16 protein-coding genes are annotated in these 16,079 nt (G+C 41.4%); 9 read left to right on the forward strand and 7 right to left on the reverse strand.

The features are described 5' to 3' along the window. Window positions 1-53 precede the first annotated feature (53 nt). The 4 genes from B5354_RS14590 to B5354_RS14605 all read left to right on the forward strand — a co-directional run bounded on the left by B5354_RS14590 (window position 54) and on the right by B5354_RS14605 (window position 7,148). On the forward strand, window positions 54-1,232 hold the full coding sequence (locus B5354_RS14590; protein WP_079529541.1) for an MFS transporter: 1,179 nt from the start codon (window positions 54-56) through the stop codon (window positions 1,230-1,232). 68 nt (window positions 1,233-1,300) lie between these two features. Then, entirely contained in the window at window positions 1,301-3,379 is a 2,079-nt protein-coding gene (locus tag B5354_RS14595) for a methyl-accepting chemotaxis protein (RefSeq protein ID WP_079529542.1), read from the forward strand. A gap of 357 nt (window positions 3,380-3,736) precedes the next feature. Then, window positions 3,737-6,688 carry a formate dehydrogenase subunit alpha gene (gene fdhF, locus B5354_RS14600; RefSeq protein WP_079529543.1) on the forward strand — a complete coding sequence of 984 codons (2,952 nt, stop codon included), beginning with the start codon at window positions 3,737-3,739 and terminating at the stop codon, window positions 6,686-6,688. Then, window positions 6,681-7,148, forward strand: a complete 468-nt coding sequence (locus B5354_RS14605) for a helical membrane plugin domain-containing protein (RefSeq protein WP_079529544.1) — start codon at window positions 6,681-6,683, stop codon at window positions 7,146-7,148. The genes fdhF and B5354_RS14605 overlap by 8 nt, the downstream gene beginning before the upstream one ends. A 49-nt stretch (window positions 7,149-7,197) precedes the next feature. Here the strand turns inward: B5354_RS14605 and B5354_RS14610 are convergent, their stop codons facing one another. Together B5354_RS14610 and B5354_RS14615 are read right to left on the reverse strand one after the other, a co-directional pair. Beyond that, a complete protein-coding gene (locus B5354_RS14610) occupies window positions 7,198-7,680 on the reverse strand; it encodes a DUF456 domain-containing protein (protein ID WP_079529545.1) in 483 nt (160 codons plus the stop codon). Window positions 7,681-7,842: 162 nt separating this feature from the next. Continuing rightward, complete coding sequence (locus tag B5354_RS14615; protein WP_079529546.1) at window positions 7,843-8,850, reverse strand: aldo/keto reductase; 1,008 nt, start codon at window positions 8,848-8,850, stop codon at window positions 7,843-7,845. A 192-nt stretch (window positions 8,851-9,042) separates the two neighbouring features. On the opposite strand from B5354_RS14615, the gene B5354_RS14620 reads away from it, so the two are divergent. Beyond that, on the forward strand, window positions 9,043-9,930 hold the full coding sequence (locus B5354_RS14620; protein ID WP_079529547.1) for a TetR/AcrR family transcriptional regulator: 888 nt from the start codon (window positions 9,043-9,045) through the stop codon (window positions 9,928-9,930). Window positions 9,931-9,994: 64 nt separating this feature from the next. Here B5354_RS14620 and B5354_RS14625 read toward each other — a convergent pair whose 3' ends face one another. The 4 genes from B5354_RS14625 to B5354_RS14640 form a co-directional block, all read right to left on the reverse strand. Next, entirely contained in the window at window positions 9,995-11,227 is a 1,233-nt protein-coding gene (locus tag B5354_RS14625; protein WP_079529548.1) for a cytochrome P450, read from the reverse strand. A 103-nt stretch (window positions 11,228-11,330) separates the two neighbouring features. After that, entirely contained in the window at window positions 11,331-11,567 is a 237-nt protein-coding gene (locus tag B5354_RS14630) for a ferredoxin (RefSeq protein WP_079529549.1), read from the reverse strand. A 288-nt stretch (window positions 11,568-11,855) separates the two neighbouring features. After that, complete coding sequence (locus B5354_RS14635; RefSeq protein ID WP_079529550.1) at window positions 11,856-12,182, reverse strand: ArsR/SmtB family transcription factor; 327 nt, start codon at window positions 12,180-12,182, stop codon at window positions 11,856-11,858. Further along, window positions 12,179-12,610: an SRPBCC family protein gene (locus tag B5354_RS14640; protein ID WP_079529551.1), complete on the reverse strand. Its 432-nt coding sequence runs from the start codon at window positions 12,608-12,610 to the stop codon at window positions 12,179-12,181. The genes B5354_RS14635 and B5354_RS14640 overlap by 4 nt, the downstream gene beginning before the upstream one ends. A gap of 252 nt (window positions 12,611-12,862) precedes the next feature. On the opposite strand from B5354_RS14640, the gene B5354_RS14645 reads away from it, so the two are divergent. Then, window positions 12,863-13,618 (forward strand): AAA family ATPase, encoded by a 756-nt coding sequence (locus B5354_RS14645; protein WP_079529552.1) that lies wholly within the window; start codon window positions 12,863-12,865, stop codon window positions 13,616-13,618. Between the two features lie 136 nt (window positions 13,619-13,754). After that, a complete protein-coding gene (locus tag B5354_RS20935) occupies window positions 13,755-13,877 on the forward strand; it encodes a hypothetical protein (protein WP_281252747.1) in 123 nt (40 codons plus the stop codon). A gap of 320 nt (window positions 13,878-14,197) precedes the next feature. On the opposite strand, the gene B5354_RS14650 is transcribed toward B5354_RS20935, so the two are convergent. After that, complete coding sequence (locus tag B5354_RS14650; protein ID WP_079529553.1) at window positions 14,198-14,731, reverse strand: 2'-5' RNA ligase family protein; 534 nt, start codon at window positions 14,729-14,731, stop codon at window positions 14,198-14,200. Between the two features lie 119 nt (window positions 14,732-14,850). Between B5354_RS14650 and B5354_RS14655 the strand changes: the two genes are divergently transcribed. Next, window positions 14,851-15,768 carry a DMT family transporter gene (locus tag B5354_RS14655; RefSeq protein WP_079529554.1) on the forward strand — a complete coding sequence of 306 codons (918 nt, stop codon included), beginning with the start codon at window positions 14,851-14,853 and terminating at the stop codon, window positions 15,766-15,768. A gap of 138 nt (window positions 15,769-15,906) precedes the next feature. Beyond that, a complete protein-coding gene (locus B5354_RS21090) occupies window positions 15,907-16,050 on the forward strand; it encodes a DUF3953 domain-containing protein (protein ID WP_425432155.1) in 144 nt (47 codons plus the stop codon). Window positions 16,051-16,079 lie beyond the last annotated feature (29 nt).

Here is a 16,079-nt window from a genome sequence, read left to right on the forward strand (position 1 = left end):
GCATCACCTTTTTATTTGGATAACTAATTAGATATTTATCTAATTTAGAGGAGATGATAATCATTTTTCTTCATCACCATTCTTACAAGTATTTATTCTACTCAGGTATTGTGAACGGGGTGGGGGATCGGTTCAGCCAGGTGGCTGTATTAGCTTTATTACTGGAATTGACAGGGTCAGGTTTGGCAGTAGGCATTTTAATGGGGATGCGTGTTATTCCTTATTTGGTCTTGTCTCCTGTTGCAGGAAAGCTCGCTGATAGATGGGACCGCCGTAAAATGATGATGGTGACTGATCTAGCCAGGGTTCCCTTTGCACTCTCGTTCCTTTTTGTTCAATCAAAAGAAGATATCTGGATTCTCTACTGCAGTATGTTTATCCTGGCATGCGGTGAAGCCATTTATCAGCCGGTTAGAAAAAGCAGTATTGGGGTGTTGGTGGAAGAGCAGCATTATACAAAGATAAATGGGTTCGAGCAAGTGGTCATCGGGATTGTGCTTATTCTTGGATCCGTTACAGGCGGGCTGGTCGCATTCTTTATCGGAAAAGAGGTTGCCTTTATCCTGAATGGATGTACGTTCTTGGCCGCCGCAATTCTAATTTATCCTCTTACTATTAAATGGCAGGAGTCGAGCCAAACACGTGCAGCAAGCGGGTCAAAGTCACGGGTCAGGTTAGATCCTATTGTTCTATTTGTCGTTGTAATCCTGGGTATTAGTGCAGGATTGGATGGGTTATTCAATGTTCTAATTAGTTATTACGGATCAGAAACATTCGATATGGGTGAGTTAGGAATCGGGATGCTTTACGGATCACTAGGAATAGGGCTTGTACTCAGTTTCTTTATTTCTAATTGTGTAAAAGGAAAAATGCTTCTTATCGGAATCATCACGATCGGATTGGGAGGAATTTTGCAAATGCTGGCCAGTCAAGCGTCTGTAATATGGGCGACTGGACTGGCTTTTGCAGGAATCTCGCTTTTTGGCGGGGTAGGGGCTGCATGCTTTGATAGCATCGTAATGGCCAGAACCGCAAAATCCGAGCAGGGAAAAGTATTCGGATTGATAGAATCCTTAACAAATGTCGTGATTGGTCTGACGATGTTTGGAACAGGATGGCTTCTCGATCTGTTTGCTGCCAGGAACGTGGGCTATATGGGAGGAATCTCAGCTGTTGGGTCTATGGTCCTGTTTTTCATTCTCTATCGTCTATATTTTCATAAAATTATATAAATTCCTCGAAAAATGGTAAAAAAATATGAAAAAAGGTCGATAAATATTATAGAAGAGGGGGAGTGAACATGAAGCTATTTAAAAAAGTTTATGGATTTTTCACGAAGAGAATTCAGCGTCAGATTCTTTTTCCGTTTTTATTTTTAATTTTATTAACAGGATTTGTAGTAGCCGGAACAAGTTATTGGTTTAGTTTGAACAACACGAAGGAAACGATGACGAAGAATGTCGAGCAGCAAATGACCATGATGAGTGATTCATTTGATACCTTGTTTGACAGTATCAGTCATAACGTAAATCGCTATGCTGAAAATAGTCAGCTCGCTAACCCGCAGGAAATGAGCGACAACATTCTTGCGAGTTTTACCAGTACCAAAGAAGCCAACCCTTACATCTTGAACATTTATATGGGGGACAAGGATACGAAGGATATGTTTATTTTTCCAGCTACCGAACTGGGGGAAGATTATGATCCAACCACTCGCCCATGGTTTACGAAATCGGTAGAACAGACGGGGGAAGTCATTTGGACAGAGCCCTATACTGATGCCGCGTCAGGCGATACCATCGTAAGTGCTGCCCGGGCGATCGAACAAAATGGTGAGGTTACCGGGGTGTTTTCGATCGATTTTACTGTGAATACGTTGTTTAGCATGATTGAAAAAGTAGAGGTCGGTCAGACTGGTGACGCAATGTTAGTCAGTGATACAGGCATTTACCTCGCTCATCCAAATGAAGAAATGGTCGGTAAATCTGCTGAAAAGGCGCCATTTTATGAGAAATTAATGTCAAGTGAAGCAGGATCTTATGAATATAGCGAGGGTGGAGAACAGAAAATTATTGCCTTCGCGACCAATCCTAAAACTGGCTGGAAAATGGCTGGGACAGTAAATGTATCAGATTTTGTGGCTCAGGCCAACACGATCATTTTACCGATTGCGATTGTGCTTGCGGTTGTGATATTGATTTCCTTAGCCATCGCGGTATTACTGACGCGTTATCTCACTAGACCGATTAAGCACTTGCAAAAATTAATGAATAAGGCTGGGCAAGGGGATTTTGCCATTGCTGTGAAGATTGATCGAAATGACGAAATTGGTGAGCTGTCAGAGGATTTTGACCGAATGATGGGATCCATTCGTGAACTGATTGCAAGCGTGAAGTCGTCTTCTAATCTCGTTAGCAGCTCTGCTGAGAATGTAGTCGCCAATGCCGAACAGAATGCGGCAGCTTCAAACGAAATTTCCCGGGCAATACAAGATATTGCGAGCGGGGCTCAATCGCAGGCAGAATACATGGAAAGCAGTGTGAATTCATCGCAAACGCTTGCTTCAACGATTAACGATGTAGTCACTCAAAGTGAACGAATTAAGACACAGTCTGATGAGTTGCTCAATCGTTCTGAAGAAGCGAAGTCGATTGTGGAGAAGCTGCGCAATCACTCCAATCAAACGACGAATATGACAACTGAAATGAAAGAATCGATTCATGAATTGCAGGATAGTTCGGAAAATATTAATCAGGTCGTAAGTACGATCTCAGGGATTGCCGGACAAACGAATTTGCTGGCACTCAATGCAGCTATTGAAGCGGCCAGAGCCGGAGAAGCTGGAAAAGGGTTTGCCGTCGTAGCCGAAGAAGTGAGAAAGCTTGCTGAACAGTCTGAATCGGCTCTGACCGACGTCGCAAAAATGATCCACCATATGCAAACTCGAACGGCAGCCATCGTTGAGTTGATCGAACAAACAGGCGAGGTCGTTGTAGAACAAGAGCAGTCGGTTAATGCCACCGAGCAATCCTTTGAAGGAGTATTTGCGAATATTTCGGACAACGTTCAGGCGATCAATCAGATTATTTTCTCCATGAAGCAAATGGATACAGAGAAAAATCAACTGGTTGCCACCATTGATGAGATTAGTTCTGTAACAGAAGAAACAGCTGCAGGGGCAGAGCAAGTGTCGGCCTCTATCCAGGAAAGCAATTCAGCGATGGAACAGCTCAATCATTTGGCCGAGGAACTTGAAAATGTCGCCTCATCGATGAATGATTCTTTAAAAAATTTCAAGCTGGAAGAAGACGACCAAGACGCTGCAGGAGAAGTTGTGCAGTTAGAGAAAGAGAACGAGTGGAATCAAAAAGCCGGATAATTATTGTGACCCGAACACGGGTCACAATTTTTTTGTGAGGCTGGGACATAACTAATCTTTTTGATGAAAAGACGAACGAGCGTGTTATAAGCACCAATCATAGTTTCTACTTAGTTTGGATTTTCATTTGATAAAAACAATTTTGCCCCTGTTATTGTTTCTTTCTAAGAGGTTTGAGAATACGTGAAAAGGGAATATTTTAGTAAATTGGTTGAAACGAGGGTGGAGCTTATGATCTAGCGATTCGGGCGCTCAGTTGTTACAGCAGGAATAAGCTAAGCCCTATCTATAATCAGGGCAGTGCTTTATGATGGATATAAGAATGGATTACATTACATAAAGAAGGAGGAACTTATATTGTTAGAACGAGAGCATACAGTTGTAACGATTAATGAGAAGGAATATTTAGCAGACCCTGGCCAGAACCTTGTGGAACTGCTCAATACAACGGATGAGAACGTCCCTCAGATTTGTTATAACGAGTCACTAGGTCCGATTGAAACATGTGATACATGTATCGTCCAAGTAAATGGAGAGATGGTGCGGGCTTGTGGAACGAAAGTCGAAGCGGGAATGAAGGTTCAAACGAAACTGCCTCATGTACATAAAGCACAGAAAGAGTCGTTGGACCGTATTTTAGAAAATCATGAGCTTTACTGCACGGTATGTGATTACAATAACGGTTCCTGTGAAATTCATAACACGATGGCAGAGTTTGGTCTTGAGCACCAGTCCCGGCCATTTGAACCTAAGCCGTACAACCGTGATGAATCCGGCTCCTTTTATCGGTATGACCCGGACCAGTGTATTCTTTGCGGGCGATGTGTGGAAGTTTGCCAGGATATCGAAGTGAATGAGACACTAACGATTGATTGGGAGCGCCAGGAGCCGCGGGTGATCTGGGATAATGATGTGCCGATTGACCAATCATCCTGTGTTAATTGCGGTCAGTGTGCAACGGTCTGTCCTTGTAATGCCATTATGGAAAAAGGAATGGAAGGGGATGCTGGATTTCTTACAGACCAGCAGCCTGGAATTTTAAGATCGATGATTGAATTAACGAAGAAAGCTGAAACAGGCTATGGGCCGCTTTTTGCGGTGTCAGACACGGAAGCGGAAATGCGTGAAGAGCGAATTAAGAAAACCAAAACAGTATGTACGTACTGTGGTGTCGGTTGTTCGTTTGATGTGTGGACGAAAGATCGAAAAGTCCTTAAGGTTGAACCGAGTGCTCAATCTCCAGCTAACGGGATTTCCACATGTGTGAAGGGGAAGTTTGGCTGGGATTACGTCAATAGTGAAGAACGCTTAACGAAACCGTTGATTCGCAGAGGCGACTCGTTTGAAGAGGTAGAGTGGAATGAGGCGATTGCTTATGTCGCTGAACGTATGAAAGAAATTAAAGCTGAAAAAGGGGCAGACGATTTAGGATTTATTTCTTCCTCTAAAGCTACGAATGAAGAGTCTTACCTTATGCAGAAATTGTCCAGGCAAGTCATCGGGACGAATAATGTGGACAATTGTTCCCGTTATTGTCAGTCCCCGGCCACTAAAGGATTGTTCAGAACGGTAGGGCACGGTGGCGATTCGGGTTCGATCGACGATATCGCTAAAGCAGATCTTGTGATTACGATCGGTTCAAATACAGCTGAATCTCATCCTGTACTCGCTTCCAGGATCAAACGGTCTCATAAGCTGTTTGGCCAGAAGCTTTATGTTTTCGATCTGAGAAAACATGAGATGGCTACAAGGGCTGACCGCTTTTATCAGCCCAATTCCGGAACAGATTTAGTGTGGCTGTCAGCCGTCACGAAATATATTTTAGATCAAGGCTTGGAGGATAAAACCTTTTTAAACGAATGGGTTAATGGGTTTGATGAATACAGAGAAAGCCTTGAGCCATTTACAATGGACTATGCTTCAGAATTAACGGGCATTCCGAAAGAGGAGCTTATCGAAGTAGCCGAAGAGATTGCTTCGTTTGAACGTGTGGCCATTTGTTGGGCGATGGGCGTGACACAGCATACACTCGGAAGTGATACGAGTACTGCGATTTCAAACTTGCTGCTAGTTACCGGCAACTATATGAAGCCGGGCTGTGGAGCATATCCACTGAGAGGACATAACAATGTTCAAGGCTGCAGTGACTTTGGCAGTATGCCGAACTTCTTCCCGGGTTATGAGAAAACAGAAGATGATGACGTGCGCAAGCGTTATGAACAAGCGTGGGGTGTCGACCTTCCAAAAGAACCGGGGAAAGATAACCACCAAATGATTGAAGCGATCCATGACGACAATCTTAGCGCCATGTATGTAATGGGGGAAGATACAGGGATCGTTGATGCCAACATTAATTATGTAACTGCCGCCTTTGAAAAATTAGATCTCTTTATTGTTCAGGATCTCTTTTTAACAAAAACGGCTGAGTACGCAGATGTCGTATTACCTGCATCACCGAGCCTCGAGAAAGAGGGCACGTTTACGAATACAGAACGTCGTATCCAGCGTTTATACAAATCTCTGGATCCGCTGCCTGGATCCAAACCAGATTGGGAGATTCTTCAGCTGATTGCAAAAGAACTTGGGCATGACTGGGGCTATGAGCATCCTGGAGAAATAATGGAGGAAGCGGCCAGCCTGACTCCATTGTTTGCCGGTGTCTCCTATGAACGATTAGAAGGGTATAATTCCCTGCAATGGCCAGTCGCTGAAGATGGATCAGACGAGCCAGTTCTATTTCTCGATGGGTTTCCTTTTGACGACAAAAAAGCCAAATTGTTCCCATTGGACTTTGAACTGGAATATAAAACAACCGACCACTATGATTTACACGTCAACAATGGCCGTATTCTCGAGCATTTCCATGAGGGCAATATGACGTACAAGTCTGAGGGCATCACCCGCAAAACACCAAATGCGTGGATCGAGGTGTCAGCAGAATTAGCGAAAGAACGAGGTTTGAGCGAAGGAGCGACCGTGAAATTATTCTCCGATGCCGGGGAAGCGGATGGCGTCGTGACGATCACAGATCGAGTAAGAGGAAAAGAACTGTACATTCCGTTAAATGATAATGGAAAGTTAGCTGTTAATTTCTTAACAGACAACAGTGTAGATAAGGATAGTAATACGCCTGCCTATAAGGAAATAGCGGTCCGCATGGAAGTAGTGAAGAAAATAGGGAAATCACCAATCCCGTCAAATAATCATCGAAGAGGAAACCCAGTGCCGCAAATCAGTGTGCAAGTTCAGAAGAAATGGGAACGGGATGATTATGAATTCCCAGGAAATCAGGTGAATAAGAATGGCTAAGGCAATTAGACGTGTTAAACCGATGGAAGTACCGCGTGAAGAACAAATTGAGAAAGATGTGTCTGAAGTAAAAGAAGCTGTTGCTGATAATAAGGATGCTATATTAAAAGGGATTAAACTGCTTAAGGCGTTGGAAGAAGGCGGAACACTCGATTCCGCCTACGCCTTTACGAAGAAGAAGAAAGAGGCATTAGGTTATGTAGCTAATGAGTTAAATCGTGAGCAGTATACACCTTTAATTGAAAACCTTCCGGAGTTGATCTTCCTGATTGGCGAACTTGATGTGAAATCGCTTCGTGAAGTAACCGAGAGAATGAACCAGGGAATTGAACAGATGAATACGGGGGATCCAGCTGCCAAAACCTCTGTTTTTGATCTGGCTAAAGCCCTGAAAGACCCTGAAATAAACAGAAGTATCACGATGATGATGCAGTTTTTAAAAGGGATGGGCCGTCAGTAATCATAAAAAAAGGCTTCTCGATTTTAATTCGAGAAGCCTTTTTCATGCGCTACAGTCCTGTTTCAAGAAAGAACCAAACAATCATAATCAACTGGATGACGACTTTTGCCACAGACCCACTGAGAAAACCGAATAAAGAGCCTAAAGAAGCTTTAAACGCTTCCTCTGTTGAACGTTTTTGAACGAGTTCAACGATGAGAACGAGAATGAAAGGAAGGATGATTAACCCAAACGGCGGAATAATAAACGAGCCGACGATCACACCAATGGCCGCGGAACGCTCTCCCCATTTACTGCCGCCGTATCGCTTCACGAAGTAGCTGTTCGCAATGATATCAGCGACAATTAAAATCACCGTTAAAATGACCATGCCGATCCAGAATAAGATCGATAATTCCTCTCCATTTATAAAGAAAAAGTAGGCGAGGAACCCGAGCCAAAGTACAAGCGGGCCTGGGATAATCGGGAAAATGATACTAGCAAAACTGGCTAGAAACAGGGCAATAATAATAATCCAAATCAGTATATCCATGTAATCGATGTCCTCCTACAGATCATGTACTGTATGTACTATACGTTGTACATCATTCATTAGTTTCAGTCATTTTTATCGATGACCTCATTCATTCTATCACAGGCATAAGAAAAACCGGACTCATTTAATACGACGTCCGGTTTTCTTTAGCTATTAACCTCATTTAATTCCTAAATCCTGTCGATCAGGTGGTGCCATAAACTCAGGTCCGACCGGTTCCTTAATGTGTTTTAAGAGAATTTCATCGATATCATGCATGCTTTCTTCATCGATTGTAAAGCTGCTGACCTCTTCAACAGGGTCCAATTGTTCCGGACGGCGTCCGCCCATAAGCGCAATGCCTGAGCCGGGCTGTTGAAGCACCCATTTCAGCGCCAGGTGGAGGACACGTTTGCCAAACCGATTCTGCGCCAGCTTATCCAGCTCTTCTACAGCATTCAAGTATTGATTGAATCGTGGCTGTTGAAATTTTGGATCATTGTTCCTCAAGTCATCTCCTTTGAATTCACGATCAGAGGTCATTTTTCCTGACAGTAATCCGCGGCATAAGGAGCCGTAAGTGACAGTCGTGATATTGTGTTCTTTTGTATACGGCAGCACTTCATCTTCAATACCGCGTTCAAACAAGTTGTACGGAGGCTGTAGAGTGTGAATGGGAGCGGCCTCTCTAAATATGTCCATTTGTTCGGGAGAGAAGTTACTTACGCCAATGGCCCTGATTTTTCCCTGTTTGTACAAGTAATGGAGAGCTTCTGCGGTTTCATGAAGCGGGGTCATTGGGTCGGGCCAGTGAAGCTGATAAAGATCAATGTAATCCGTTTGCAGACGTTCCAGCGAATCTTCAACTTCTTGATGGATGCGCTCCTTGCTTCCATTTCGAAAGACCGTTTCGTCCTTCTGCCATTCCATACCTACTTTAGTAGCCAGCAGGATATCATCCCGGCTGCCTTTCTCTTTGAGCGCTTTGCCGATAATCTCTTCGGAACGGCCGAAACCGTAAGCTGGAGCTGTATCAATCATGTTAATTCCTTTATCTAATGCGGAATGGATTGTTTTGATCGATTGTTGTTCGTCCGTTCCACCCCACATCCAGCCGCCTATGGCCCACGTACCCAGACCAATTCGGCTGGCTTCTAAATTCGTATTACTTATATTCTGTGTTTCCATCTTTCCACCTCCAAGCGGCTTAAGAAAATCTTCTCAGTGAATATACCCGGTTTTGACGGTGGTTAATCAGGATGGTTATTGTTCACCAATACCAGCTATTGCTACTCCCTATCGACTTAGCGATGTGTTATGATTGATTACAAATTATTGATCAAACCGTGATTAAAGGCAATCATACGAGGTGGTAACCTAATGAGAAGAAAAGATTCTGATAAAGAACGGCACATCTTAATAACAGCGATGAAACTTTTCTCATCTAAAAATTATAATCGGACCTCCATGCAGGAGATCGCAGATAGCTGCGGCATTTCAAAGGGGAGTCTGTATGTTTATTTTAAGTCAAAAGAGGATTTGCTTTTAAATATTCTTCATTATTATTTTCAATATATTGAAGACCAAATCATGCTGGTTGAGCAAGATGAATCCTTGTCACCAAAAGAGAAATTCACGAAAGAAATTGAAATCAAATTAGGTCATTATATTGAAAATCAAGAGTTCTACAGACTGCAGGGGCAGGAAATTTCGGGGCTGTCTGATAAAAACATTTATCGGTATTTGCGTCAGCAAAACATTGCTCAAGTAAAATGGTTTGAGCAATATTTAATTAACATTTACGGGAACCAAATCAAACCTTACGCCGCTGATGGAGCCTTCTTTTTTATAGGAATGATTAGACAGTATATGGAACTGATTGTCTTGAATCAGTTTCCGTTACATATAAAAAAGGTCGTTCGATTTTTAATGATTCAAATTGACTTGATCATTAAGGGGCTGCTGGATCATGATGTTGAACCGTTAATGAACGAAAATTTATGGTCTCTATACCTTGAGGAGGCTAGCGAAGATAAAATCCACCCCCTTGAATTGATTAAACAATTGAAGAATCAATTAAAAGAGGAATCGATTACTCAAACTCTAAAAGAGGAGGCAGTTCAGTCCTTGACCATCCTGGAACAAGAGCTTATGAATATGCAGCCGAGATCAGCTATTCTTAAGGGAATGCTTCATAACCTTGAATCGATTGATTCCCTTAAAGACACAAGGATGAAGCTAGCCGATAGTTTAGGAATGAATGAGTAACAAGTAAAGAGTTTATGAAAGGGCCAAGATGAACTTGAGAATTCACCTTGGCCCTTTCTAATGTCTATTTATACACTTTAATAGGAAGATGAGTTAAAGACTGCCCAGGAGCTGAGCTTGTTAAATGTTCCTCCAAATCAAACGATTCTACAGGTTCGATACGAGAAAACTTTTGTAAGAATGTTTTTAGAGCAATCGTTAATTCTAATCGTGCTAGAGGGGCACCCAGACAAAAGTGCGGTCCTTTACCGAATGTTAAATGCTTCTTGTTGTTTGCTCGATGGATATTGAGAGAGAACGGGTCGTCAAACATGTCTTCATCAAGATTGGCCGCACTCATCCAAGCCACGACAACATCCCCTTCTTTTAGTTCATGTCCTAACAAGTTGTTGTCTTTTTTAACGGTACGGTCTCGTTTAGAGCTTTGAAAACGATAGCGAAGCATTTCTTCTACAGCTTTTGGAACCAATTCGACATCATTTCGAAGTTCTTCATAGAGGGATGGGTCATCGTAAAGCAATGCATAAAAGGAATTCGCCAGCGCGTGACTCGTTGTTTCAACACCTGCCCCTAAAATAGCCATCGTCGTTCGGACAATTTCATCATCGGTAAACTTCTCACCGTCTACTTCAGATTTTATTAAGTCAGAGATGATATCCTCAGCTGGATTTGATCGTTTCTCCACAACAATAGGGTAGAGGTATTGGTAATATTCTTTGGCAGCAGCCTGCTTCTTCAGATCCATTTCCTCTTGGTTTTCTTTGTCAAAAGGCTGGAATAGGATGTCAACCCAGTGTTTAAACTTTGATTGATCTTCGATAGGCACACCAAATAATTCTGTGATCACCATGCTCGGCAAAGGGGCTGCCAATGCTTCTACGATATCAACAGTAGAGTTTCCTTCAATGTCTTCTACGAGTTCGGCAGCAATCCGCTCAATGCGAGGTTCCCAATTTTTTAAACTGCGAGGTGTAAAAGCTGCCGCTAATAAGGAACGTCTTTTTCGGTGATTCGGTGGATCAACCATCGTTACGTTGACAGCATCGGGAATCGATCCTTCTTTGTTATTGGCCCCCACAGGAATGGTTGTCCTAGATCCCTCACTTGAAAAGACCTCATAGTTACTTAATACTTCTTTTACATGCTCATATTTAAAAACATGCCACGTATTTGTTGCTTCATTATAATGAACAGGGTGATGATGGAGCATTTCTTTGTACCAATTAATTGGAAAAAATTCTTCTGAACGTGTCTGAAACGATTTGACTTCTTTCAGTGAGATGACTTCTTTATTCATAAAAATAGCTGTCTCCCTTCAAAAATTATCCTCACAATTGGTGGAACACTACGAGTCTCTTATTTTCCTTGCAAATAACTTTGAGAAAAGTGAATCATAACGCTTAATTTTGCTCCGAAAAAGGGTGATCGGCTACCTTGATTGCACCCGTGGGGCATTCCTCTAAGGCTTCTTCTAGTTGTTCAACTTTATCCTCGGATATAGGGACAGATCCTTGATTCTGGTCTGTTTTGACGAATGCTAATCCCTCATCGTCAAGATCGAAAATGTCTGGAGCCAAGCCCTCACAATTACCACAGCCGATACAAGCTTCCTGATCAATCATTGCGTATTTTGCCACCGCAAAACCTCCCATCTTTCTCAGTTTTTCTTTGTCGAACTTGTCTCTTTATTCATCATTTTGACTTATTAGTTCATTTTTTGACCAATAAGTCATTTATACCGTAACACACGGATTAATTCTCAATCATGAGTCTTTCGGATAGTTTTTGAAACAGGTTCATGTTGAATTTGGGGGCTTATAGATAAGAAGTCTTTCCATTAACTGGAGAGAACCTCCTATGGAACACCGAAAGGAAGCTATACAAAAAAGGCGACTGACTCAGCAGTCAGCCGCCTTTAGTATAAATTATTCTTCGGTATCTTTTTCAACCATATGTTTTAACATAGAAAGTTTATTATCCCAGAACTTCTCGAAGTAGGAGATCCATTCTTGCACTTCCAGTAATTGAGCAGGCTGAAGCGAATAAATTTTTTCACGGCCTGATTTGCGGTCTGTTACCAGGTCGGCATCTGCTAAAACATTCAAATGCTTTACTATCGCTGTACGACTGATTGAAAAATGACTGCCTATTTCTTTTATGGAAGAATCGTTTTTCGCAAGCAGTTCCAGCATTTCTCGTCTTGAAGGATCGGCAATAGCCTGATAGACATCATGCTTAGGTGCCGCCGTCATCTGCCCTCGACAACCTTTCGCAATCTTTCATGGACGATGCTTTCCCAGCCATTATTCATCGTATTACGTGTATCCAAATGAGTTTTGTCTGTTGGACGCATCTTCTCATCGGGATGTCCCCAACCTGCGTGAATCAACGTAAATTCCGTTTTCCCCTCAACTTCTTCTAATAAAAAATGTACGACCCAGCCCTGATCCCCCCAGGAAAAGGAAAGTTCCTTAGGCGGGTTTACCGTTAAGACTTTACATGAAGATGTTTCAAAAGGCGATTCAAGATAAAACTCATGCCCCTCAATGGGCTTTAAATTATTGGGCATAAACCATTCAGCCATGCCTTCTGCGGAAGAGACAGCTTGCCATACCTTTTCTACGGGGGCATCAAAGATAACTTGCTTTTTAATTTCTGGTACGGTTTGATTTTGATCCATACGTAACCTCCTAAATATAACACCATTTGGTTTTATTTAAATTATAACACCAAAAGGTTACATGTCAAACTGTGATGGGGCGCGCCATGTTTCGGGAATCAGTTAGATACCAGATATAACCTATATATTTGCTGATGGGTATTGTGAGAAAGAACCATGTCATTCATTTTTTTTGATGTGTGGTAAAATAAAGCTCAAGCTTATAATCGTTTTACTCAGCAGGAACTTTAAAGAGGAGGGGGAGTTTGCAAAGTGAAGTTAAACCAAGATACACAGTATATAAAAAGTCTCAAATTAAAATCTGAAGATCTACCCTCATATGAGACTTTCCCCTTTTGCTTACCAGTGATCAAAAATTTTACGGAACTGTTTTTCCATCCCAATGTTACCTATATTGTTGGGGAAAACGGTATGGGAAAATCAACACTTTTAGAAGGTATCGCCATAAAGTTTGGTTTTAATCCTGAAGGTGGTACACTGAATTTCAATTTTTCGAGTTATGATTCCCATTCTATCCTCGATCAATACTTACTTTTGTCTAAAGGGGTGTACAGACCTAAAGATAGCTTTTTCTTTCGTGCTGAAACATTCTACAATCTAGCGACAAATATTGAGGAGTTAGACAAGTACCCATCTTCAGGACCTAAGATTGTTGATTCATTTGGAGGAAAATCTCTACACAAACAATCTCATGGAGAATCTTTTTTTGCAGCCTTTACGAATCGTTTTCAAGGGAATGGATTATATATATTGGATGAGCCCGAAGCTGCACTATCTCCCATAAGACAACTGTCCATGCTGACTCGAATCCATGAACTTGTTCAAAAAGGTTCGCAATTTTTAATCTCCACTCATTCCCCAATGATCATGGCTTATCCTAATGCTAAGATTATTGAACTTAGTGATGAGGGAATGAACGAGACACAGTTAGAAAATACAGGGCACTACAGTATGATGAAGCAATTTTTTGAAGATAAAGAGCGATTATTGCATCATTTATTTCAATAATTCATCGGTTTTCTATGTATTATAAATAAGATCAGTATTTAATGGAGATTTTTTGTACGTGCGTTTAAGGGAGATGGTATAATATGTAACGAGGGTATGATACTCTCAACCCCCAAAAAGAAAGGGGGTGTAAGTAATGGAGCAGATTTTCCTTCTGATTACGGCTTGTATAAATCTAACTGTAGCAGTCATCAATTTGACTGTGCTTTTAGTATCAAAACGTAAAAAGAAAAAGAACCTCAACCGCCATCAACGGTAAAGGTTCAGAGTCTGTTAAAGGAAAGGGGAATATTCCCCTTTCCACCTCATTATCTTACGTTTATCATACCCTCTTTATTCAATAATTGCAAGAAAAGGAGTGATTGGTCATATGCTGACACTTGCTTTCATTATCTCGATTATTGCTTTAATTATTTCAATAATAACCCTAAATATCTCTTTGAAAAAACGTAAGAATGACTCATGATCCCTTTTTCCAAATGAACCAGTACTATTAATGACTGACCATAAATGGTAAACACGAGCACTACTTTTGCTCGTGTTTTTGTTAATTATGGCGTGGGAGCATTTGATTCAAGATCAACTATCCAAAGGAATATCTAGGAAGTGTTCATATTTTTGCTTTGTGACGTTTAGTTCATAGATTCTAACAAAATTGACTGTGAAACTGGGGTAAGGAGTTAATTCCTTGTTTGCTAATGTTTCCATATCTTTTAACTGTTGCTTTGAGAGACCATACTGTTCTTTTGCCAAGGTTAAATGGGGAACAAAATCATCAAGTTCAAAATAGTGTTTAATTAAATCAGCGGGTGGTGAAATCTCCTGAACTATTTTTTGATGCAGGGCATGCAAATGGTTTGATGGAGCGCTTAAATATAAAATGTTATCACCGAAATACATAGGTTGATCCAATGAATTGTGAAAAGGTTTAAAATGCTCGCAGACTTTTTGAACTTTGGCGATCCAGTTTTTATCCGGGGTCAGTCCGCCCTGTGCTTTCAAAGTAATATGTGGTTCTACATGTAAATCTTCCAGCCATTTCCTCTGAAAGGACTCAATACGTTTCAAGTATTTTTCTGGCGGCACGATGCCGATAAAGTACTCCTTCTCCAAGCTTCTCAACCCTCTTTCTCTAATAAGTATGTTATTATCTTACCAGAAAATGCAATTTGAATTTCATAGTTGAGAGTACGAATGAAATAGATAAGCAAAATAGGAGAGGAGGGGACAGGATGTATTCCTATCTATTTATGGTGCTAGTGGTCATTATATATGCTGGCAATATTCTTATTGGAAAATCTATTAATGATTTACCTCCGTTTACGATTGCTTTCATCCGACTGCTGATTGCCTTTCTCGTTTTATTCCCACTTGGATATAAAAAGGCATGGAAATATCGGTTAACTTTTTGGGAAAATAAACGGCCGTTCTTAATCATGGCCTTGGCTGGGATCACTTTTTTCAACACGTTTATTTACGGTGCCTTGCAGTTCACAACAGCCACAAACGTGTCTGTATTGGAAAGTGTGATACCAGTTGTAACAGTGATTATTAGCGCTTTTATGTTAAAAGAAAAACTGAGCTTTATACAATGGTCTGGGATCATGCTTTCCTTACTTGGGGCTGTGTGGGTGGTGATGGATGGCAGGTTATTTCAACTCACATCTATGGCTTGGAATATCGGTGATGGTCTAATGATTGGATCGATCGTGTCCTGGGCGGTTTATTCAGTCTATGTGAAGCAGTACATGCATCTATTTCCATCGTTCGCTGCGATCCTTCTCATGACAGGTATTTCGGTGGTCCTATTATTCCCGGTTGTGTTAATCGAATGGTGGGTGACAGGAGTCCCGTCATTTAATGGGTCAAGTCATGTGTTAGGGCTGTTGTATCTAGGAATTTTTCCTTCGTTTATAGCGTTAATTTTGTATAATCGAGCAGTTGATGCACTTGGACCTTCCAAGGCTTCTGTGTTTCTGAACTTCCTGCCTGTTGTAACGATGGTCGGTGCTTATTTCTGGCTTGGAGAAACGATTACAGTTATGCAAATGATTGGCGCAGTTATTGTAATTAGTGGTGTGATTTTAACGACACAGTTTAATAAGCCTAGGAGGAGAAAAGTAGATTACAAGAAACAGGAGGTCTTATAGTTATGAACACAAATCTTACAAAACAGGGTTCTAGGAGGACAGATGTTGCTAAAAATCAGCAGGGTGATCTTATCAGTACTTTTACTTTCTTTATCGGCGTATAGCCTAATCACCAAAGATTTTAGGTTTCTGTCATTGATGAATTTATTACTAGGCGGGTTGATGATCGTAATGGGAATCGACGAGTTTCAGAAAAGTCGAAGAAGCTTCATGGGGTTTTTGTTTATTGGTGCATCTGTGTTTGGATTCTATGTTGCGCTACAGGGATTTCTATTGAATTAGAGGCGTTTCCACGAGGAATAAATGTAGGA

The sequence above is a fragment of the Halobacillus hunanensis genome (genome assembly GCF_900166655.1).
GTDB lineage: Bacteria > Bacillota > Bacilli > Bacillales > Halobacillaceae > Halobacillus_A > Halobacillus_A hunanensis.

Coding starts and splice junctions, on each gene's coding strand:
- B5354_RS14615 (WP_079529546.1), bottom strand. CDS start 8,850: ATGGAAACACAGAATATAAGTAATACGAATTTAGAAGCCAGCCGAATT.
- B5354_RS14610 (WP_079529545.1), bottom strand. CDS start 7,680: ATGGATATACTGATTTGGATTATTATTATTGCCCTGTTTCTAGCCAGT.
- B5354_RS14595 (WP_079529542.1), top strand. CDS start 1,301: ATGAAGCTATTTAAAAAAGTTTATGGATTTTTCACGAAGAGAATTCAG.
- B5354_RS14635 (WP_079529550.1), bottom strand. CDS start 12,182: ATGACGGCGGCACCTAAGCATGATGTCTATCAGGCTATTGCCGATCCT.
- B5354_RS20935 (WP_281252747.1), top strand. CDS start 13,755: ATGGAGCAGATTTTCCTTCTGATTACGGCTTGTATAAATCTAACTGTA.
- B5354_RS14625 (WP_079529548.1), bottom strand. CDS start 11,227: ATGAATAAAGAAGTCATCTCACTGAAAGAAGTCAAATCGTTTCAGACA.
- B5354_RS14655 (WP_079529554.1), top strand. CDS start 14,851: ATGTATTCCTATCTATTTATGGTGCTAGTGGTCATTATATATGCTGGC.
- B5354_RS14605 (WP_079529544.1), top strand. CDS start 6,681: ATGGCTAAGGCAATTAGACGTGTTAAACCGATGGAAGTACCGCGTGAA.
- B5354_RS14620 (WP_079529547.1), top strand. CDS start 9,043: ATGAGAAGAAAAGATTCTGATAAAGAACGGCACATCTTAATAACAGCG.
- B5354_RS21090 (WP_425432155.1), top strand. CDS start 15,907: ATGAATTTATTACTAGGCGGGTTGATGATCGTAATGGGAATCGACGAG.
- B5354_RS14590 (WP_079529541.1), top strand. CDS start 54: ATGATAATCATTTTTCTTCATCACCATTCTTACAAGTATTTATTCTAC.
- B5354_RS14640 (WP_079529551.1), bottom strand. CDS start 12,610: ATGGATCAAAATCAAACCGTACCAGAAATTAAAAAGCAAGTTATCTTT.